The organism is Pseudoalteromonas sp. T1lg10 (assembly GCF_002964545.1).
Taxonomy (GTDB): Bacteria; Pseudomonadota; Gammaproteobacteria; order Enterobacterales; family Alteromonadaceae; genus Pseudoalteromonas.
Genome location: NZ_PQBV01000018.1, coordinates 79,763 through 99,240 on the forward strand (window position 1 = coordinate 79,763; position 19,478 = coordinate 99,240).

At 50.1% G+C, this 19,478-nt stretch carries 22 protein-coding genes and 2 pseudogenes; 9 read left to right on the forward strand and 15 right to left on the reverse strand.

The window, feature by feature from the left end; all coding sequences use genetic code 11:
* Positions 1–58 precede the first annotated feature (58 nt).
* Complete coding sequence (gene yjgA, locus C2M17_RS06530) at positions 59–571, reverse strand: ribosome biogenesis factor YjgA (protein ID WP_105200043.1); 513 nt, start codon at positions 569–571, stop codon at positions 59–61.
* 191 nt (positions 572–762) lie between these two features.
* Between yjgA and pmbA the strand changes: the two genes are divergently transcribed.
* Both pmbA and C2M17_RS06540 read left to right on the forward strand, forming a co-directional pair.
* Positions 763–2,112, forward strand: coding sequence for a metalloprotease PmbA (pmbA, locus tag C2M17_RS06535; protein ID WP_105200044.1), 1,350 nt, complete (start codon positions 763–765; stop codon positions 2,110–2,112).
* 136 nt (positions 2,113–2,248) lie between these two features.
* A complete protein-coding gene (locus tag C2M17_RS06540) occupies positions 2,249–2,665 on the forward strand; it encodes a VOC family protein (RefSeq protein ID WP_105200045.1) in 417 nt (138 codons plus the stop codon).
* A gap of 59 nt (positions 2,666–2,724) precedes the next feature.
* On the opposite strand, the gene mgtE is transcribed toward C2M17_RS06540, so the two are convergent.
* From mgtE to C2M17_RS06600, 12 genes and pseudogenes are all read right to left on the reverse strand, one after another.
* Positions 2,725–4,083, reverse strand: a complete 1,359-nt coding sequence (gene mgtE, locus C2M17_RS06545) for a magnesium transporter (protein WP_105200046.1) — start codon at positions 4,081–4,083, stop codon at positions 2,725–2,727.
* A 111-nt stretch (positions 4,084–4,194) separates the two neighbouring features.
* Positions 4,195–4,461: an HPr family phosphocarrier protein gene (locus tag C2M17_RS06550; protein WP_105200047.1), complete on the reverse strand. Its 267-nt coding sequence runs from the start codon at positions 4,459–4,461 to the stop codon at positions 4,195–4,197.
* A 5-nt stretch (positions 4,462–4,466) separates the two neighbouring features.
* Positions 4,467–5,312 carry an RNase adapter RapZ gene (gene rapZ / locus C2M17_RS06555; RefSeq protein WP_105200048.1) on the reverse strand — a complete coding sequence of 282 codons (846 nt, stop codon included), beginning with the start codon at positions 5,310–5,312 and terminating at the stop codon, positions 4,467–4,469.
* 106 nt (positions 5,313–5,418) lie between these two features.
* Positions 5,419–5,865: a PTS IIA-like nitrogen regulatory protein PtsN gene (ptsN, locus tag C2M17_RS06560; RefSeq protein ID WP_105200049.1), complete on the reverse strand. Its 447-nt coding sequence runs from the start codon at positions 5,863–5,865 to the stop codon at positions 5,419–5,421.
* Between the two features lies 1 nt (position 5,866).
* A complete protein-coding gene (gene hpf / locus C2M17_RS06565; RefSeq protein WP_022945550.1) occupies positions 5,867–6,154 on the reverse strand; it encodes a ribosome hibernation promoting factor in 288 nt (95 codons plus the stop codon).
* Positions 6,155–6,179: 25 nt separating this feature from the next.
* Positions 6,180–7,670: an RNA polymerase factor sigma-54 gene (locus tag C2M17_RS06570; protein WP_105200050.1), complete on the reverse strand. Its 1,491-nt coding sequence runs from the start codon at positions 7,668–7,670 to the stop codon at positions 6,180–6,182.
* 23 nt (positions 7,671–7,693) lie between these two features.
* Positions 7,694–8,420 (reverse strand): annotated as a pseudogene (gene lptB, locus C2M17_RS06575) (LPS export ABC transporter ATP-binding protein).
* Positions 8,417–8,947 (reverse strand): lipopolysaccharide transport periplasmic protein LptA, encoded by a 531-nt coding sequence (gene lptA, locus C2M17_RS06580; protein ID WP_105200051.1) that lies wholly within the window; start codon positions 8,945–8,947, stop codon positions 8,417–8,419. Before lptA ends, lptB begins: the two are co-directional and overlap by 4 nt.
* On the reverse strand, positions 8,937–9,491 hold the full coding sequence (gene lptC, locus C2M17_RS06585) for an LPS export ABC transporter periplasmic protein LptC (RefSeq protein ID WP_105200052.1): 555 nt from the start codon (positions 9,489–9,491) through the stop codon (positions 8,937–8,939). Before lptC ends, lptA begins: the two co-directional genes overlap by 11 nt.
* Positions 9,488–10,039, reverse strand: coding sequence for a 3-deoxy-manno-octulosonate-8-phosphatase KdsC (gene kdsC / locus C2M17_RS06590; RefSeq protein WP_105200053.1), 552 nt, complete (start codon positions 10,037–10,039; stop codon positions 9,488–9,490). The genes lptC and kdsC overlap by 4 nt, the downstream gene beginning before the upstream one ends.
* On the reverse strand, positions 10,039–11,007 hold the full coding sequence (locus C2M17_RS06595) for a KpsF/GutQ family sugar-phosphate isomerase (protein ID WP_105200054.1): 969 nt from the start codon (positions 11,005–11,007) through the stop codon (positions 10,039–10,041). Before C2M17_RS06595 ends, kdsC begins: the two co-directional genes overlap by 1 nt.
* A gap of 11 nt (positions 11,008–11,018) precedes the next feature.
* A complete protein-coding gene (locus C2M17_RS06600) occupies positions 11,019–11,990 on the reverse strand; it encodes a calcium/sodium antiporter (protein ID WP_105200055.1) in 972 nt (323 codons plus the stop codon).
* Between the two features lie 203 nt (positions 11,991–12,193).
* Between C2M17_RS06600 and C2M17_RS06605 the strand changes: the two genes are divergently transcribed.
* The 7 genes from C2M17_RS06605 to murA are packed head-to-tail and all read left to right on the forward strand — an operon-like array spanning position 12,194 to position 16,847.
* Positions 12,194–12,988, forward strand: coding sequence for an ATP-binding cassette domain-containing protein (locus tag C2M17_RS06605; protein WP_105200056.1), 795 nt, complete (start codon positions 12,194–12,196; stop codon positions 12,986–12,988).
* On the forward strand, positions 12,988–13,776 hold the full coding sequence (mlaE, locus tag C2M17_RS06610; protein ID WP_442792512.1) for a lipid asymmetry maintenance ABC transporter permease subunit MlaE: 789 nt from the start codon (positions 12,988–12,990) through the stop codon (positions 13,774–13,776). The genes C2M17_RS06605 and mlaE overlap by 1 nt, the downstream gene beginning before the upstream one ends.
* A 12-nt stretch (positions 13,777–13,788) precedes the next feature.
* Positions 13,789–14,343: an outer membrane lipid asymmetry maintenance protein MlaD gene (gene mlaD, locus C2M17_RS06615; protein ID WP_105200057.1), complete on the forward strand. Its 555-nt coding sequence runs from the start codon at positions 13,789–13,791 to the stop codon at positions 14,341–14,343.
* Between the two features lie 6 nt (positions 14,344–14,349).
* Positions 14,350–15,027 carry an MlaC/ttg2D family ABC transporter substrate-binding protein gene (locus C2M17_RS06620; RefSeq protein ID WP_105200058.1) on the forward strand — a complete coding sequence of 226 codons (678 nt, stop codon included), beginning with the start codon at positions 14,350–14,352 and terminating at the stop codon, positions 15,025–15,027.
* Positions 15,020–15,313: an STAS domain-containing protein gene (locus C2M17_RS06625; RefSeq protein ID WP_105200059.1), complete on the forward strand. Its 294-nt coding sequence runs from the start codon at positions 15,020–15,022 to the stop codon at positions 15,311–15,313. Before C2M17_RS06620 ends, C2M17_RS06625 begins: the two co-directional genes overlap by 8 nt.
* Before the next feature lie 5 nt (positions 15,314–15,318).
* Positions 15,319–15,576: a BolA family protein gene (locus C2M17_RS06630; protein WP_105200060.1), complete on the forward strand. Its 258-nt coding sequence runs from the start codon at positions 15,319–15,321 to the stop codon at positions 15,574–15,576.
* A gap of 11 nt (positions 15,577–15,587) precedes the next feature.
* Complete coding sequence (gene murA, locus C2M17_RS06635; protein ID WP_105200061.1) at positions 15,588–16,847, forward strand: UDP-N-acetylglucosamine 1-carboxyvinyltransferase; 1,260 nt, start codon at positions 15,588–15,590, stop codon at positions 16,845–16,847.
* A gap of 52 nt (positions 16,848–16,899) precedes the next feature.
* On the opposite strand, the gene C2M17_RS06640 is transcribed toward murA, so the two are convergent.
* The gene (locus C2M17_RS06640) at positions 16,900–17,982 is read right to left on the reverse strand and encodes a trypsin-like peptidase domain-containing protein (RefSeq protein ID WP_105200062.1); all 1,083 of its coding nucleotides are present in this window, start codon (positions 17,980–17,982) and stop codon (positions 16,900–16,902) included.
* A 104-nt stretch (positions 17,983–18,086) separates the two neighbouring features.
* Positions 18,087–19,438: pseudogene (locus C2M17_RS06645) on the reverse strand (DegQ family serine endoprotease).
* Positions 19,439–19,478: the final 40 nt, after the last annotated feature.

Consider the following 19,478-nt stretch of genomic DNA (forward strand, 5'->3'; position numbering starts at 1 on the left):
GGTAAACAAGGAAAAAAGGCAGCCACGGCTGCCTTTTTTGTGTTTTAAGAGGTCGGCTCTAAAGCATCAGATCTTTAAGGATCTGAAATAGCTCTTTGAAGGCCTTGCCCGGTTTTTCCTGCTTAACCTCTTTCGCCGCCTGGCGAATAAGCTGGCGCATACGTTGGCGTTCCAGTTGCGGGTAGGTCTCCAGCAAGGGATTAAGACCGGCGTCGCCCTGGGCGATAAGATCATCACGAGTTTGCTCGATATGATTGATGATCACGTCTTTCTGGTTGTTCTTATTGGTGATTATAGCCATTGCCTGGTGAATGTCTTCGACATTGGTGGTGCTGCGCAGGGTTTTGGCAATATAGTTTAAGTGTCGACGGTAGGCGTCCTTTTTATCCTTTAAACGATCGGCCAGGTCCATCGCCGCTTCCAAGTCGGGACTAAGTGGAAGCTTCTCGCGTTGCTTTTTAGACAGGTTGGCAATCTCTATGCCTAGCTCATGGTATTCCATGGCATCGCGCTTAAGCTCGCTTTTAGATACGTAAATAATCTCTTCTTCGGGTTGCGGTTTTTTGGCCATACTGGTCTCGAATAATGCACTTTGTCGTTATTATACCAATTCGTTTGGGTAAGTGGTCGGAAAATTGCACAGATAAAATCGCGGCAGCACCGCCTGTAAGGCAGAAACAAACAACAAAGCGTAACTGACGCTAAATTAGTGTGAGGCTTTGTGGTAGGCTAGGGTCATTAGATTCAAGAGCGAAACGAATTATGCAAGAAAACGAATCTGCGGCGATTTACCAGCAAATCGACGAAGTAAAAGAGGCCGTCAGTGAAGTCTTAGAGCAGGCCAAAAAGCTCGGCGCCACGGCGGCCGAAGCGGCGATGTCGAGCACCAGCGGCTTGTCGGTGAGCACCCGTTTGGGCGAAGTCGAGACCATCGAATTTAACCAAGATGGTGGCTTAGGTGTGAGTGTTTATGTGGGTAATAAAAAGGGCTCGGCATCAACCGCAGACCTAAGTCCACAAGCCTTGCGTTCCGTGGTGGAAAAGGCCATTGAAATTGCCAAATACACCTCGGAAGACCCTTGCAATGGTTTGGCCGATGCCGAATTGTTAGAAATGAGCCCGCCGGATCTGGACCTTTATCATCCTTGGCAGGTAACGCCGGAACAAGGCATTGAAATTTGTCAGGAAGCGGAGCACGCGGCGCTAAACTTCGACCCGCGCATAGTGAATTCCGATGGCGCCAGTTTTAGCAGCCATCAGGGCCTGCGCGTATATGGTAACAGCCATGGCATGCTGGCTGGTTTCCCGCGTACCCGCCATAGCATAAGCACCATGGTGATAGGTCAGGAAGGGGAGCAAATGCAACGCGACTCGGCCTACACCATAGCTCGTGAACAAAGCGGTTTAAAGGCGGCCAGCGAAGTGGGCCTGGAAGCGGCCAGCGAAACCCTGGCGCGATTAAATAGCCAAAAGCTGGGCACCATGAAGGTACCGGTGATTTTCCGTGCCGATGTGGCTAACTCCTTGTTTGGCCACCTGGTAGGAGCCATTGGTGGTGGCGCCCTGTATCGCAAATCCAGCTTCTTGCTTGATAGCCTAAATACTAAGGTGTTCAGCGATATAGTTAATATTAGTGAGCGCCCGCACTTGCTTAAAGGCTTTGCCTCGTCACCCTTTGATTCAGAAGGGGTAAAAACTCAGGACCGTGAAATTATTCACGGCGGTGAGCTAAAAACCTATCTTCTGGCCAGCTATGCTGCCCGCAAAATGGGTATGACGGCAACTGGTCACGCCGGTGGCATTCATAACTGGCTGGTGGAACAAACGCACCAGGATTTAAAGGCGCTGCTGAAGCAGATGGGTCGTGGTTTATTGGTGACCGAGCTGATGGGTCAGGGCGTTAATACAGTGACAGGTGATTACTCCCGTGGTGCTGCCGGATTCTGGGTTGAAAACGGCGAAATTCAGTATCCGGTGAGTGAAATTACCATAGCCGGTAACCTGAAAGACATGTTTAAGGCCATAGTCGGCATAGGTGGTGACATCGACCCGCGCGGTGGTGTGCTGACAGGCTCAGTGCTTATTGAGCAAATGCAGATAGCCGGCGAGTAACTCAAGCATCTATTCCTCGAATAATTTTAAAGCGCCTGATGGGCGCTTTTTTTCATTTTGCGCTTTACCTTAACTTAAGTTGAGGTTTTAAAGTCTTTCCTAAGTTAAAAAATGAAAAACAAATTAGGAGAGAGCTATGTACTTAGAGCATGTAAATTTAGTGGTCACGGATATCAATGAGTCGCTGCGTTTTTATCGTGCCGCCTTCCCGCACTGGCAGGTACGCAGCAAGGGAGAAGGTACCTGGTCCGGTAAACCGCGCAACTGGCTGCACTTTGGTGATGACTACCACTACATTGCCCTGAGCGATAACGGCGAGGGGGTTAATCGTGATCTGGAAGGGCATCAACCCGGCTTGGCGCATTTCGCCTATGTCACTCAGGATATCGATGGGGTGATAGAGCGCTTGCAGCAGGCGGGCTTTGCTATTGCCAAAGACGGGATGGATAATCCCTATCGTCGTAATGTGTACTTCATGGACCCTGCGGGCTTTGAAGTGGAGTTTGTGCAATACCTGACGGATATTCCCGAGCTGCGTAATAATGAGCTTTGAGAGAATACGAAAAAGCCCAGATAAATCTGGGCCTTGTCTTTGTGATACGGCTCGTTTGGCTAGATAAGGAACCAGGTCGCGGTGCCGAGGAAGGCGAATATACCGACTATATCCGTGACCGTAGTCAATACCACATTACCCGCCAGGGCCGGGTCTATATTCATGCGCTTGAGAATAAGCGGGACCACCGCACCGGCGATACCGGCGGCCAGCAGGTTCATAAACATGGCAAAGGCAATCACCAGACCTATGGTGATATCCCATTTCCACAGGGCAATGGCACTGCCTATGAGTATCGCCCACAACACGCCGTTCAAGGCACCGATGGCCAGCTCCTTGGTCAGTAGGAACTTTTGGTTGGTCTCATTGACATGGCCTAGGGCCATGCCACGAATAACCAGGGTCAGGGTCTGCGAGCCGGCAACGCCACCCATGGACGGCACTATGCCGTTAAGCACGGCTAAGAAGGGTAAAATACCCAGGGTGGTTTCGAAAAAGCTGGCCACAAAGGCCGCCAACATGGCGGTAAGCAGGTTTACACCCAGCCAGATAGAGCGTCGCTTAGTACTTTTCACAACCGGCGCAAAGGTATCTTCTTCATCATCAAGACCGGCCAGGCTTAACATGCTGTGCTCGGCACTTTCACGGATAACGTCAACGATATCATCGATGGTAATACGACCGAGCAGATGGGCTTGATCATCCACTACCGGGGCTGAGATCCAGTTATGACGTTCGAACAGTTGTGCCACTTCCGACTCGTCCATGCTAATGGGAATGACTTCGCATTCCTCGTCCATTACCTCGCGCACTATGGCATCGGGCATATTGGTTAACAAGGCGGTAAGTGGTAGTGAGCCCAAAAAGCAGTTGTCTTTATCGACCACGTAGAGCTCATCCGTGCCCTCGGGTAATTCGCCTTTAAGGCGCAGGTAACGCAACACCACATCGATGGATACGTCCGGGCGTATGGTCACGGTATCCGTGTTCATCAAGGCCCCGGCCGAGCGCTCCTGATAAGACAGCGCCGTGGTTGCCCTGTCTCTATCCTGGCTGTCCATCGCCTCGATTACGTCTTTATAAACGGGCTCAGGCAGGCTTCGCAGTACTTCACCGAGATCATCGTCGTCCATGTCCTCGGTCGCCGCGGCAATGTGCTCCGGCTCCATGCGCGCAATAATGCTAAGACGCACGTCTTCAGACAGCTCTTCGAGCACGTCACCCTGAACGTCGGGGTCGACTAAGGCCCAAAGCTTGGAACGGGTTTTATGCGGCGATGATTCGAGTAAAAGGGCGGTGTCACAGGGCGCTGTTTTTGCTAGAAGCCGACGTACATGAACAAATTGGCCGCTATTGAGTGCTTCAGTGATCTCTTGAAGTGGTTGCAGCGGATTTTCTTGTTCATAGGCTTCAGGCATAGGCTTCCCTTGTCGATAAAAATGGAAGAAACGCACCGATAAGCGAGCACTTACAAGCGCTTAGTAAGTTTACCTTAACTCAGACTAAGATACCAAAGGTAAATGAGGGAGCTATTCTTGTTCGTGAAACTTTTCTGCTATCAACTGCCCAATGGCAGCCAGCGCACCTTCTTCGTCGTTGCCCTCGCACACCACTTTGACTTCCTTGCCTTGGCCGCTTTCGAGCAAGAGTAAGGCGAGGACGCTGTCAGCCTCGGCGCTTTTCTCACCCTGATACAGGGTGATCTTAGCATCAAAGTTCATTGCCAATTGTGCCAGCTGTGAGGCGGCACGGGCGTGCAACCCCAGCTTGTTTTGAATAACAAAGGTGGCTTCCATCAAGTCTAGCCCTCCTGCTCGCGATGGCGGATTTTCACGTTAGGGTGAGAGTCCATAAAGCGCTCGCCCAAAGTTTGCGCCAGATACACAGAGCGGTGCTGGCCACCGGTACAGCCTATGGCTATGGTCAGATAGCTGCGGTTATTACGCTCTAAATGAGGTAACCAGGTTTGCACGAAGGTTTGAATTTGCCAGGTAAATTTTTGCACTATGCTATGGCTGGCAAGGTAGTCTTTGACCGGTTGGTCTAGGCCGGTTAAGGGCTTAAGTTCCGGCTCCCAATGTGGGTTAGGTAAAAAGCGGGCGTCGAACACATAGTCGGCATTTTTTGGGATGCCGTGTTTAAAACCGAAGGATTCAAAGGTGATAAGCAGTTGCTTATCTTTTTTACCCAGTACCTTTTCTCGTATCATCTCGGCCAACTGGTGAACACTTAACTCACTGGTATCAATGATAAAGTTGGCGTGAGTGATCAACACATCCAGTAGTTGTTTTTCTTCGCGGATGGCCAAGTCCAGAGGCAGGTTTTGCATCGACAGCGGGTGCAGGCGTCGGGTTTCTGAAAAGCGTTTGATCAGGGTCTGCTCGTCACTGTCGAGGTAAAACAGCGTCGGTTGTGAAAATTCTGGTAGGTAACCTAGGATATCGCTGAATTCTTGTTCTTCTTTGGGAAGGTTACGAACGTCTATGCTGACGGCAATTTTATCGTAATTGTCGGAAACGCTGCGCACCAGGGCGGGCAATAGGTTGACCGGGATATTATCGACACAATAGTAGCCGAGATCTTCAAGTACATGCAGGGCGACGGATTTACCTGAACCGGAGCGCCCACTGACAATAATCAAATCCATTTATCCACCCCTTGCCGAGCCATATGCTGGCATTAAAGTTAAACACTCGAACTTATCAATCGCACTTCTCAGTCGAACTTTTCAGTCGAACTTACAGTGTGGCGCCTTAGGCAACCATTAACTGGTACAGTTCCTGGTCACTGGTGACCGATCTTAGCTGCTTACAGAATTGTTTATCTTTAAGTTTATCAGCAATTTTCGCCAAGGTCTTGAGATGTTGATCGCATTGATCGCCTGGTACAAGCAGCGCCACAAAAATATCAACGGGGCGATTGTCGATGGCGTCAAAATTGATGGCTTCACGGTTGGTGACGATAATGGCCAGGGTATTCTCTATGCCTTCAAGGCGACCGTGTGGAATGGCAACCCCTTTCCCTATGCCAGTGCTGCCAAGCTTTTCACGAGCCAGAAGGGAATCCAGTATAGCTTGCTCACTGAGGTGGGGGATATGTTGGTGTGCTACCTGAGAGAGGTATTCCAACATTCTTTTTTTGCTATTAAAAAGGACCGCAGCCTTGCTGCAGTCCTTGGAAAAAAGTAAATCTAAGCTCATTTTAATGACGAGACAATTTCTCTTTATGTTTGATTACCTGGCGGTCTAATTTGTCAATTAAGCCATCGATCGCCGCGTACATATCCTGATGCTCTGCGGTGGCAAACAGTTCGCCGCCGTTTACATGAAGTGTTGCTTCTGCTTTTTGTGTGAGTTTCTCGATATCAAGAATAACATGCACATTATTAATGTGGTCAAAGTGACGCTCTAATTTGGCAAATTTACTATTTACATAGTTGCGAAGAGAGTCTGTGATTTCTACATGACGACCGGTAAGATTTAATTGCATAAGCATTTTCCTTCTTGTCTAACGTCTATATCAAGCTTTTACGTTGATTTGACGGTGGTATGGCCAACGATTCACGATATTTTGCAATCGTTCGTCGAGCCACTTTGATTCCTTGCTCTGCTAGTATGTCGGTAATCTTGCTATCGCTTAACGGTTTTACAGGATTTTCCGCGGCTACTAGCTTTTTGATCAATGCTCTAATCGCTGTGGATGAGCATTCACCTCCATTCTCGGTATTCACATGGCTGGAGAAAAAGTACTTTAACTCAAAGATCCCACGTGGCGTGTGCATGTATTTTTGTGTGGTAACACGAGAGATTGTTGACTCGTGCATTTCCACCATTTCTGCAACGTCGTTAAGAACCATTGGCTTCATTGCTTCTTCGCCATGTTCAAAGAATGCCTGTTGTTGCTGAACAATGCAATTAGTTACTTTAAGTAAGGTGTCATTGCGTTGCTCCAGGCTCTTTATAAACCATTTTGCCTCTTGCAAGTGAGAGCGAATAAATTGGCTGTCACTTTGTGATTTGCAGTTGCGACCCAGGGATGCGTAGTGATCGTTGACACGTATCTTCGGCATGCTGTCGGGGTTTAATTCCACCTTCCAGCGACCCTTGACCTTCTTCACCGATACATCCGGGATCACATACTCCGACTCTTCGCGCACTATGGTCGCGGCGGGTTTGGGATTCAGGCTGTGTATCAGTGTCATCACCTCTTTCAACTGGGCTTCTTTAAGCTTAGTCTTTTTCATTAAGGTGCGGTAGTCACGGTTACCAAGCAAATCAATATAATTACAAACTACCTCTTTCGTCTCGTTAAGCCAAGGGGTTTGAGGCGAAAATTGCTTGAGCTGGATCAACAAGCACTCTTGTAGTGAGCGGGCGCCAATACCAATGGGATCAAACATTTGAACTCGCTTAAGCACGGCCTCTATTTCGTCGAGTTCAATCTCTTCTTCCAGCTCATCATGGTTGATGCTTTCGAGCAAGTCTTCGGTGCTAACGGTAAGTAAGCCGTTGTCGTCGATGGCTTCGATAATCGCGGTGGCAATGGCTTCATCTATGGCGCTAAACGGGGTGAGGCGTAATTGCCACATCAGGTAATCGTGCAGGGTTTCTGTGGTTTCGCCTTGGTAAATAGACTCGTCATCGGGCATGGGCCCAGATGCAACCGGGGCGGCACTGATGTACTCGTCCCAGGACACATCCATGGGCAGCTCATCGCTGATCGAGTCATTGTTGAGGGCGTCGCCGCTTTCAACTTCGTCCTGATTGCTTGTGCTGTTATTGCTTTGAATGTCGCTATCGCTGTCGGCCGCCGAATTTTTATCGCGTGGCAGGTCACTATCGCCGTAATGCTCTTCTTCGATTTCGAGCAAGGGGTTGGCATCAAGCGCTTCTTGAATTTCTTGTTGGAGATCCAAAGTACTGAGCTGCAACAGGCGGATAGCCTGCTGCAATTGTGGGGTCATTGTTAATTGCTGGCCTAGACGCAGCTGTAATGATTGCCTCATGTACTCTAACAATCCTTTTGTGATTAAAGTCTAAACTGCTCACCTAAATACACATCGCGTACTGTTTGATCTGCTAATACCTGTTGGGGAGTTCCTGATGCGATTAGCTCGCCATGGGAGACGATATAGGCAGTTTCACATACATCTAATGTTTCGCGCACATTGTGATCGGTAATAAGAACGCCAATACCACGGTTGCGGAGGTGTTCAATGATTTTCTTAATATCTAGCACCGAAATAGGGTCAACACCAGCAAAAGGTTCGTCGAGCAGAATAAATTTCGGGTTAGCGGCGAGGGCGCGGGCAATCTCCACACGACGGCGTTCGCCGCCGGACAGGGCCATGCCTAATGACTCACGAATATGCTGAATATTAAATTCGTCCAGCAGACCTTCGAGCTCGCTTTCACGGCCGCTTTTATCCAGGTCCTTACGGGTTTCCAAAATAGCCATCAGGTTCTGATAGACGGTTAATTTACGGAAAATAGAAGACTCTTGCGGCAAATAACCTATGCCTAAACGGGCGCGTGAATGCATGGGCAGCAGGGTGATATCCTGCTCATCGATGCTGATCACACCCTTGTCGCTTGGTACCAGGACCCACAATCATATAGAAGGTAGTGGTTTTACCGGCGCCGTTGGGGCCAAGCAAGCCGACTATGCTGCCGGCTTTGACTTCCAGGCCCACATCCTTGACCACTTCACGGCCTTTATAGCTTTTTGCCAGCTTTTGCGCCTTCAGCGTGGTCATGGTTGTCCCTTCTCTTTTTGCTCGTCATTTTGCGGTGTGAGCGTGGTTCTTACACGGGTGCTCGAATCTTTATCTTTTTCGGCACTGATCAGCTGCTTGTTTATATCATAGCTGATCGTCTCGGCGACGATCTGTTGATCGGCCATGGCAATTTTGGCGGTGCCGGAAATCTGTAGCATTTGCGTGGCTACATCGTAGCGGATTTCCTTAGCGGAAGCGGTGATTTGCGTACCATCGTCCATGGTTTCACTGTAGATGGCCGGGTTGCCGGTGGCAATAAGCAGCTGCTTGTTATCACCTAACTCAGGGCGACGGTGGGCCTCAAGGCGATCCGCCTTGATTTCTCGTTGACCATGAACAATGTGCACATTTTTATCAAAAATGGTGATGTTTTCTTTGATCAGCGCCTGCTGCTTATCGGCGTCGATCTGTACTTCCGTCACCGTGGCTGGTTGCTCTGCCCAGGCATTTACAGCGCCTAGTCCGAACCCCAAACCTATGATTAATGCTTTGAATTTACTGGTCATAATATACCGTTCGCGTATGTTTTATTAGTTCCACTATCTCTGTATTGATATCCGCTTTCAAGCCCTGACCTGTGATCAGTAGATCCGGCCCCCTGAGCTCAACACTTTGTTCCGATTCCATACGTTGGGCATCAATGTCTATTTGGATAGCTGCTGCTTGGACCTTTTCGATCATTGCCCCTGGTATTAAATTGGTGGCGATGACGTTGGTTTCCAAGATCAAAATATTATTATTGTAGAGCGTCGCCTCATCGGCGGTTACACGCCAACGTTCACCGTCGTTATAGAGGGTAAATACCGGCTTCTTGAAGTGGGTAAAACCCAGCTCGTCGAAGAGCTCCATATGTTCAGCATAGACGGTGTGGCTTAACGCCCCCTGATCGTTATAGCTGCTTTGTCTTAGTCCGGTGGCAATATAATCCGGGATAGAAATGGCATCGCTGCTGCTTTTTACCGTTTTTTCCGATTGCATATAATAGGGCGCCCATAGCCAGGCCATAAGCGCAATAAAAACGATGGATATCAGCACCCGCGCCATATTCATGAGCTGGTGCCCTCGGTGCCCAGGCTGCCGCCCTTGGCCAGTATCAGCAGGTCGGTGAGTTCGCGCACCGCACCAAAGCCACCTGGCAGCATAGTAGTGTAGTGGGCAACGCGCTTTACCAAGGGGTGCGCGTCATTAACGGCCACGGCAAAACCTACTTTTTCCATTACCGGCAAGTCAGGGCCATCATCACCTATATAGGCAACCTGCTCATCACTCAGACTAAGGGTTTGCTTGAGTTCGGCATAGGCATCGAGTTTATGCTCACGGCCCTGATAAATATAAGGGACGCCCAGGCTTTCCATGCGGGTTTGCACTATTTGTGACTGGCGGCCGGTGATCACCGCCACCTGAGTACCGCTATTAAGCAGCGCCTTAATGCCAAAGCCGTCTTTGGTGTTAAAGGCTTTGAGCTCTTCACCCTGATTGCCCAAATAAATACGGCCGTCGGAAAACACGCCGTCGATATCGCAGATAAGCAATTTTACCGCCTGCGCTCTTTGCCAGGCATCTTGCTCTATGGGCTGATACAAATCGGAAAATTGCATTAGAGCACTCCTGCACGCAGTAGGTCTTGCATATTCAGGGCGCCAATCGGGCGACTATCCTGATCGATGACGATCAGACCGTTGATACGCTTTTGTTCCATGATATTAAGTGCCTCGGCGGCCAGCATATTAGCGGTGGCCGTAGTGCAATTTGGTGTCATTACCTCGAGCAGGGCGGTGCTATGGATATCGATGCGTTGCTCTAGCACTCGGCGCAGGTCGCCATCGGTAAAGAGTCCAACCAGTTGTTGCTCATCGTTTATAACAGCCGTCATGCCCAGGCCCTTGCTGGAAATTTCCAACAAGGCTTCTTTAATGCTTTGTGATTGATGCGAACGCGGTACGCTATCGCCGCTGTGCATAACGTCGTTAAGCGTTAGCAATAAACGTTTACCCAGGCTGCCGCCGGGGTGGGATAAAGCAAAGTCATCGGCGGTAAAGCCCTTGGCTTCGAGCAGGGCAACGGCGATGGCATCGCCCATGGCTAAAGTGGCCGTGGTACTGGCGGTGGGAGCCAGGCCCAAGGGGCAGGCTTCCTGAGAAACGCCGATGCAGATATGCAGATCCGCCAGGGTAGCCATGCTTGACTGGGCGTTGCCTGTCATGGCCACCAAGGTTGCGCCAATGCGCTTAATCACAGGGATGATGCTGACAATCTCATGAGTCTCGCCGGAGTTAGAGATCAATAAAACCACATCCTGGGCGGTGATCATGCCTAAATCTCCGTGACTGGCTTCTCCCGGGTGCACAAAAAAGGCCGGGGTGCCTGTACTGGCCAGGGTGGCGGCTATCTTGTTGCCGATATGACCTGACTTGCCCATGCCGACCACGATAATGCGTCCGGCGCAGGCCTTCATTAGCTCACAGGCCTGAATAAACTGCTCGTCCAGATGTTGTAGCTGTTCTTGAAGGGCAAGAACTTCTGTCTCTATCACCCGCTGGGCGGAAGCGATGTAGCTTTGTGTCATATACGCTTACTCTATGCTATCTGACTAAAAATATATCCTTGGTAGGCAAAAAATGCGACCAGCAACATGCCTCCTTCTAACCTGTTGATGCGTCTGGCACCACGAAAGTTCAAACTCATGGCAATTAATACTATGGTCGCGGCTATCATCACCAGGGCGTCGCGGTTGGCTGCAGCCGGGTCAATCACAGCAGGGTTAAGAATGCCAGCAAGAGAAAGCACGGCAAGGATATTGAATAGGTTTGAACCGACGATATTACCCAGGGCCAGGTCGTCTTCGTTTTTTAACACCCCGGCCACACAGGCGGCAAGCTCTGGCAAACTGGTGCCAATGGCGATAATGGTGAGGCCGATTACCAGGTCGCTAAGACCAAAGAATTGAGCGATTTCCACCGCCGAAGAAACGATAAAATGCGAACTGACCGGCAGTAGTATCAGGCCCACAACCAGCCACAGTGAGGCGGTTTTGGTGCTTACGTCTTTAGGGATTTCATCACAGGCTTCGCTGACAAAGGGGTCGTCTTCAGTATTCTTGTGCTGGCGTGAAATAACGATAAGAAAAGCGATAAAGGCGACAAAGCCGGCCAGTAGCAACCAGCCTTCTACACTGGAGAAATAGTTGTCGGTAAACATGTACCAGGCGGCCACAGAGACCACAAAAACCAAGGGCATTTCCCGTTTAAGTGTTACCGAGGACACTGACAGCGGGCGCAACAGGGCGGTGATACCCAGCACCAGCAGAATATTGGTTATATTTGAGCCCACAGCATTACCGACCGCAGTATCGGTTTTATCCGCCAGCGCCGCTGACGCCGACACCATCATTTCCGGGGCGGAAGAGCCCATAGCGACTACGGTTAAACCTATGATTAAAGCGGGTACGCCAAGGTTGCGTGCCAAAGCCGCGGCGCCAAAGACAAAACGGTCAGCACTCCAAACGAGAGCGACAAAACCGGCGACGAGAATGGCAAAAGAAGTGAGCATGAGTGCAAAGCCAATGAGTTAGAAAAAATACTGGCGCAAATAGTATCAAAAGCCGTTGTAATTGTGTAAAAAAACGCACCTAATTTGTCGTCATTACAGCTTTGTTGAATGATCTTACAAATTTTTACAGATTCTTTTTTCCCTCGGCGCAAAAAAACTTTAAAATGTCGGGTCACATGATAGAAGAATAGTGGGAGAGCGACTTGTCGCAACCAATCGTTGAAATCAAGGATGTTACCTTCAAACGCGCGGAGCGTGTTATCTATCAGAATATGAGCCTAACCATTCCCAAGGGGAAGATCACTGCCATTATGGGCCCCAGTGGTATAGGTAAAACCACCTTGCTGCGGCTGATCGGCGGTCAGCTCAAGCCAAATAGTGGCGATATTCTTTTTCAAGGTCAAAGCATTCCCAGCATGAATCGCGCAGCGTTATACAAGGCGCGCACGAAAATGAGCATGCTGTTCCAAAGCGGCGCCTTATTTACCGATATGTCGGTGTACGACAATATCGCCTTTCCGCTGCGTGAACATACCCAGCTAAGCGAAGAATTAATCCGTCTTATCGTCCTGATGAAGCTGCAAGCCGTGGGTTTACGTGGTGCTAAAGACTTAATGCCCGCAGAGCTCTCTGGTGGCATGGCCCGTCGTGCCGCACTAGCGCGCGCCATCGCCCTGGACCCGGAATTCATCATGTACGATGAGCCGTTCGCCGGGCAAGACCCTATTTCCATGGGCGTGCTAGTGAAGTTGATCCGCTCGCTTAACAATGTTCTTGGGCTGTCGTCCTTAATCGTTACTCATGATGTGCCCGAGGTAATGAGCATCGCCGATCACGTGATTATCATCGCTGAAAAAGGGGTGATAGGTTGTGGCAGCCCGGATGAGCTGCGCAAGCATGAGTCGCCTCTGGTGCAGCAATTTTTACAGGGCTTATCCGATGGTCCTGTGCCATTTCATTTTGATGCTCAGCCTTATGAACAGGAGTTAATGTCATAATGTCAGCCTTGCTCGAGTTTTGGCAGCGCCTGGGGCATAAAACCCTGAGCCGCTTCGCCTCTATGGGCCGTGCTACCTATATGTTGTTAGGTGCTTTAATAAGCATGCCTAACTTTCGTAAGGGCACGCCGCTGCTGATCCGCCAGCTTTACATGGTGGGTTTCTTATCTCTGATTATTATTGTGGTATCCGGCTTGTTTATCGGCATGGTATTAGCGTTGCAAGGTCATACCGTGTTGGTGGATTATGGCGCCGAAGACAGTTTGGGGCCCTTGGTGGCACTGAGCTTATTGCGTGAATTAGGCCCTGTGGTTACAGCGCTATTGTTCGCCGGGCGTGCCGGCAGTGCGTTAACTGCAGAAATTGGATTAATGAAGGCCACCGAACAGCTTACCAGTCTGGAAATGATGGCGGTGGACCCTTTGAAACGGGTTATTGCACCGCGCTTTTGGGCGGGCATGATCAGCATGCCAGCGCTGGCACTCATCTTCTCTGCGGTGGCCATTTTAGGGGCGCATTTAGTCGGCGTTGATTGGCTTGGCGTTGACCGCGGTAGTTTCTGGTCAATTATGCAATCGCAGGTGTCGTTCGAGAAAGACATACTCAACGGCATCATTAAAAGCTGTGTATTTGCCTTAGTGGTGACCTGGATAGCCTTGTACAAGGGTTATGACTGCGTCCCCACATCGGAAGGGATCAGCAAAGCGACAACGGAAACCGTTGTCCATTCTTCACTGGCCGTGCTTGGCTTCGATTTTATTTTGACCGCCGTGATGTTTGGCGGCTAAAGGATTAACACCATGAATTCGAGAAAAATTGAAATTTTGGTCGGCTTGTTTGTCTCTCTGGGCATTGCCGCGCTTGTTATGCTGGCGCTCAAGGTAGCCAATGCGGGTTTAAGCGGCAGCAATGGCACTTATTCATTGCAGGCTAAGTTTGAAAATATAGGATCACTAAAATCTCGTGCACCTATCAAGGTGGGCGGGGTGGTTATCGGCCGTGTTGAAACCATTCAGGTGCACCCGAGTGAGTTTGTGCCTGTGGTCTATATGGCCATAGATAACGCCTATGAATGTAAGTTTTCCGATGCCACTTCGGTATCGATTTTGACCTCGGGAATCTTAGGTGAGCAATACTTGGGCCTTAACCCGGTTATTGCCAGCAACCAAGCGCAGCAGGCCTGTTTGGGTAATGCTGTGGCCGAGTCGCAACAAGATGATGAGTTATCAATTGACGCCATCTTTGGCGTGCAGTCAAAAGCGTTAAAGGACGGCGATATGATCACCGATACCAAGTCAGCCTTGGTGTTGGAAGAGCTAATCGGCCAGTTTCTATTCAATCAAGGTAGCGAGTAGGTAGTTATGGATAAGGTTTTCAGTTTCGTAGCAGGATTATTTTTGCTGCTAGCCCCTCAGGCGCAGGCGGTGGAAGTTGATTTAAGCGACCCATATAAAATGGTGCGCCAGGTTGCCGATCAAACCTTTAAGCGTATCGAACATGACCAAAGCAAGATTGCCGCCGATAAAGAGCATCTAAAAGTGATAGTGGAAGAAGAGCTTCTTCCTTATGTCGATTATAAGTATGCCTCTTATCGCGTGCTGGCGAGCTATATTCAAAAGGCGCGTAATATCGAAGACCCTGAGGAGAAAAAGCAGGCCATCGAAAATATTAAGCGCTTTATGGATGTGTTTAAGGATTATCTGGTAGCCACTTATGCCGGGGTATTTACCCAATACACCAACCAAACCGTGGAATTCGACAGTGCGAAAGAGTTCGGTAGCGATACTGTGGTAGTGGTAAAAACCACGATTAAAGATCCGGGTAAGCCAGACATTGATATTGGCTTTAAAGTGCGTAAGGATAATAGCAATCAGTGGCGCGCTTATGACATGATAGCCGAAGGCATTAGTTTGCTTGATGCCAAACAAAGTGAGCTGCATGGTATTTTACGCCAGGAAGGCATTGAACATGTCATTGATTTACTAGAGAAGAAAAGTAAACTGCCAGTTCAGTTTCGTGGTGAAGGTGGCAATGAGTAGCCTGACCTTATCACAACAAAGTGATGACCAATTTACACTTAGCGGTGAATTAACCCGATATAGTGTTGCCGATAAGACCTTGGTACAGCAGCTGCTCGCCAGTGGCAGTACAAAGGTAGCACTGGATTTAAATGACGTTAGTCACGTTGATACCGCTGGGTTGGCCTGGTTATTAGACAGCTTGTCGCAGCTTCATAAGCAAGGTAAAGAGTTGCGATTACAGCATATCCCTGAACAGCTGCAAAAGTTGATGCAACTGGGTCAGGTCGACAAAATTTTTGAGTGAGAGTAATGCAAAGCAGTCAAGTTGAAGCTTTATTGAAAGACGAGCTAGGGCTCGAAGAAGTAATAGTTAAAGTTGAAGGTACCCACTATCAGGTGATCGCCGTGGGTGACTGCTTTGACGGGTTAACCCCGGTCAAAAAACAGCAGTTGGTGTATAAGCCACTGATGGAGCAAATCTCAGATGGCACCATACATGCTGTGACTATTCGTGCCTTTACGCCAGAACAGTGGCAGCGTGAACGCAAATTTATCCTTCCGCAATAACAGGCACAGTAATGGATCATTTTATAATTCAAGGTGGCACCCCGTTAAGCGGTGAGGTGACCATTTCCGGGGCGAAAAATGCCGCCCTGCCCATTCTATTTGCAGCCCTTTTAGCCGATTCTAAAAGCTGCTTTAGCAATGTTCCCAAATTACGCGATATCACTACCACGGAAGCCCTGCTAAAAGAGCTGGGTGCCGAGGTGTATTGGCAAGACGACAAGCTTATCGTCGATGGCGCTACGGTCGACAATATCCTGGCGCCGTATGAATTGGTAAAGCAAATGCGCGCCTCGGTCTTGGCCCTGGGCCCTTTATTGGCCCGCTTTGGTAAGGCCCAGGTTTCTTTGCCTGGCGGTTGTGCCATAGGCGCCCGTCCGGTCGATATTCATATTCAAGGCATGCGCCGCATGGGTGCACAGATTGAAGTGGAAAACGGCTATATTCACGCTCAGGTTGATGGTCGTCTTAAAGGCGCGGAAATCTTTATGGATACAGTGAGTGTAGGCGCTACGGAAAACTTGCTGATGGCAGCAACCCTGGCGGAAGGTAAAACCATACTGGAAAATGCCGCCCGCGAACCTGAAATCAGCGATCTTGCTAAGTACCTGAATAATATGGGTGCCAAGATCAGCGGTGCCGGCAGCAGCCGCATCGAGATTGAAGGGGTTGAGCGTCTAGGTGGTTGCGAGCATTCCATTTTGCCTGACCGTATCGAAACCGGCACCTTCTTGGTTGCTGCGGCCATGGCTAAAGGCGATATCCTGTGTAAGAACACGGATCATCTGAGCCTGGAGCCGGTAATTGAAAAGTTACGCGAAGCCAATGCCCATATTGAGGTCACTGAGAATACCATTTATCTGGATATGCGCGATCGTGAACTTAAAGCGGTCAACATTAAAACCTTACCGCACCCGGGTTTCCCGACCGATATGCAGGCCCAGTTTACCGCCCTAAACGTGGTAGCCAAGGGCAGCGCGACTATTACAGAGACCATCTTTGAAAACCGCTTTATGCACGTACCTGAGCTGCAGCGCATGGGTGCAGACATCCGCCTTGAGGGCAATACCGCCATTTGTGGTGATACCCCTAAATTAAGCGGTGCGCGAGTGATGGCCACGGACTTGCGTGCCTCGGCCAGTTTGATTCTTACCGGTATTATCGCCGAGGGCGAAACTCGTGTGGATCGCATCTATCACGTTGATAGAGGCTATGAGCATATCGAGGATAAGCTGACCGCGTTAGGCGCTAACATCAAGCGCGTAAGCGACTAACTGCGAACATAAAAAAAGCTGCCTGATGGCAGCTTTTTTTATATCAATAGCATTACATGCGAGTTTCCAGCTCGGCCACGGTAACCGTAAGCTTATGTAGTTCGCCATCGCGGTAGAGTTCAACCTCCAGCTCGGTGCCCGGGTTGGTATTGGCAATACGCTCAAGGCTTTGCTGTATATTGCTGACCGAGTGGCCACCCATACGAATAACTATATCGCCTTCTTTTATACCCGCCTGCCAGGCCGGCCCAAGGGGGTCGAGCTTATTAATGCGCATGCCGGCAATGGCCATCTTATTATTGGTGACATCGCGCCCTTGTTTATCTACGGCTGTGACATCCATACCCATATAACCGCGCACCACACGGCCGTAGCGGATCAACTTATCCATCACGTCTTTGGCCAAGGAGTAGGGCACAGCAAAAAAGATCCCTTGAATATCCAGGTTGCTACGGGTTTTAAACTGGGCCGAGGTAATACCCACCAGATCGCCATGGGAATTAACCAGGGCGCCCCCTGAGTTACCGACGTTGATGGCGGCATCCATTTGTAACAGGCTGGAGTGTGAGCTGTCGGTGAGTCGCTGCTTACCCGTGGCACTGATAATGCCCTGGGTAATGGTTTGCCCGAGATTTAAGGGGTTACCTATAGCCAGGACCACATCGCCAACCTGGGGGGAAAAGGTTTCATCAATGGGAATAGTCGGCAGGCTTTGTGCGTTTATCTTTAACAGGGCCAGATCGGTGACGGTATCAAAACCCACCAGTTGCACATCACTAAAGTGGCGGCCATCGCTGAGCATCACCATGATCACATCGGCGCTATTGATAACATGGTAGTTGGTAAGAATATAACCATCTGCGCTCATTACTACGCCGGAGCCAATTTCCGATACCGTGCTTTGTTGCTGCATGTAACGGGGTTGAGTAGAAATGCGTTCGGAATAAACCGTGACCACGGCGGGTGCGGCGCGTTTTACGGCGGTGGCATAGCTCATATGTGAGCCGCTAAAGCCGTCGCTTGCCAACATTGGCAGTAAGGCATCCCGCAGCGAGGGTGTGGCCAGCACCATAATAAAGGCGAGCCCCAAACCGCTCAGCAGCGGCACGAGCACAAATCTGATTTGTTTTAGCACGAAATTAATAATTATTATTAGTTTGTTGAGCTAACAATGATGGCACAGAAGTAACAACAGCGGCAAGGGCGCCGCTGTTGAATTGTTGCAAGTCGAGGTGGTGCTTACTGAATCGGAGCGAAGAAGGTGCTGTTACCGCGGCGCACTACTAGCACTATATTGCCTTTAATATCGGCTATGGTGCTGGACAGCTCTCGCACTGTTTCTACGCGCTGGCGATTCACCTGAGTGATGATATCGCCTTCCTCTAAGCCGATACGGGCGGCAACCGAGCGGGGATCGACGCTATTGACTATCACGCCTTTGATGCCGTTACGCTTACCGGACTCGAGCTCGGCACCGGCCAGTGCCGGGTGCACTTCCGCCGCTTCTTTGGAGATATCACCGGCGGCGGCCAGGGTGACGTCCACTTCGATTTCATCGCCGTCACGATAGAGGCCGATTTCCACTTTCTTACCTTCGCCCAGGGTCGCTATTTTACCCTGTAGCTCCTGGAAGCTGCGTATATCATTGCCATTGACGCTGATGATTACACGCCCGCCTTGATACCGGCCTTTTCAGCGGCCGAGTCTTCGACCACGCGCTCAACCATGGCGCCGCGCTTCACATCAAGATCCAGGGCTTCGGCGTAACCGGCATCCAGCGTGCGTCCGGAGATCCCCAGCGAGCCACGGCGTACCTGGCCAAACTCAATGATCTGATCGACCAAGTTCTTCATCATATTTGAAGGAATGGCAAAGCCGATGCCCACGTTGCCACCTGAGGCGCCGAGGATGGCGGTGTTGATGCCGATCAGCTCGCCCTTAAGGTTCACCAAGGCACCACCTGAGTTACCCTGGTTGATGGCGGCATCGGTTTGAATAAAGTCTTCGTATCCTTCAATATTGAGGCCGCTACGGCCAAGAGCACTGACAATGCCCGAGGTGACCGTGTGACTTAAACCAAAGGGGTTGCCTATGGCCACGGAGAAGTCGCCGACGCGTAGTTTGTCTGAGTCGGCCAGTTTAATTTCGGTCAGGTCTTTGCCTTCGATTTGCAAAAGGGCGATATCCGACTCTTTATCGGCGCCAATCAACTTGGCGGCAAATTCACGGCCGTCTTCTAAGGTCACCAGCATTTCTTCGGCATCGTCGATAACATGGTTGTTGGTAACTATATAACCGTCATCGGCATCTATGATCACGCCTGAGCCTAAGCCGCTAAAAGGGCGCTTTTGCGAGCGAGGCTGAGGGCGACCAAAGAAAAAGTCGAATGGGTCGACACGACCACGGACTTCCTTGGAGCCGGAAACGCGAATACTAACAACGCCAGGTGTTACGCGCTCGAGCATAGGCGCTAGGGTGGGGAGTTGTTGACCATCAACGGCAACGGGTAATTTTGCCTCGGCAAGGCCGGGCTGCATAAAAAATGTGGCCGATAAAATTGCGGCACTGAGAACTGATAACTTCATTTTCATAGTATAGACAAACTCCAAAAGAGAGGGCCGCGAAGCAGCC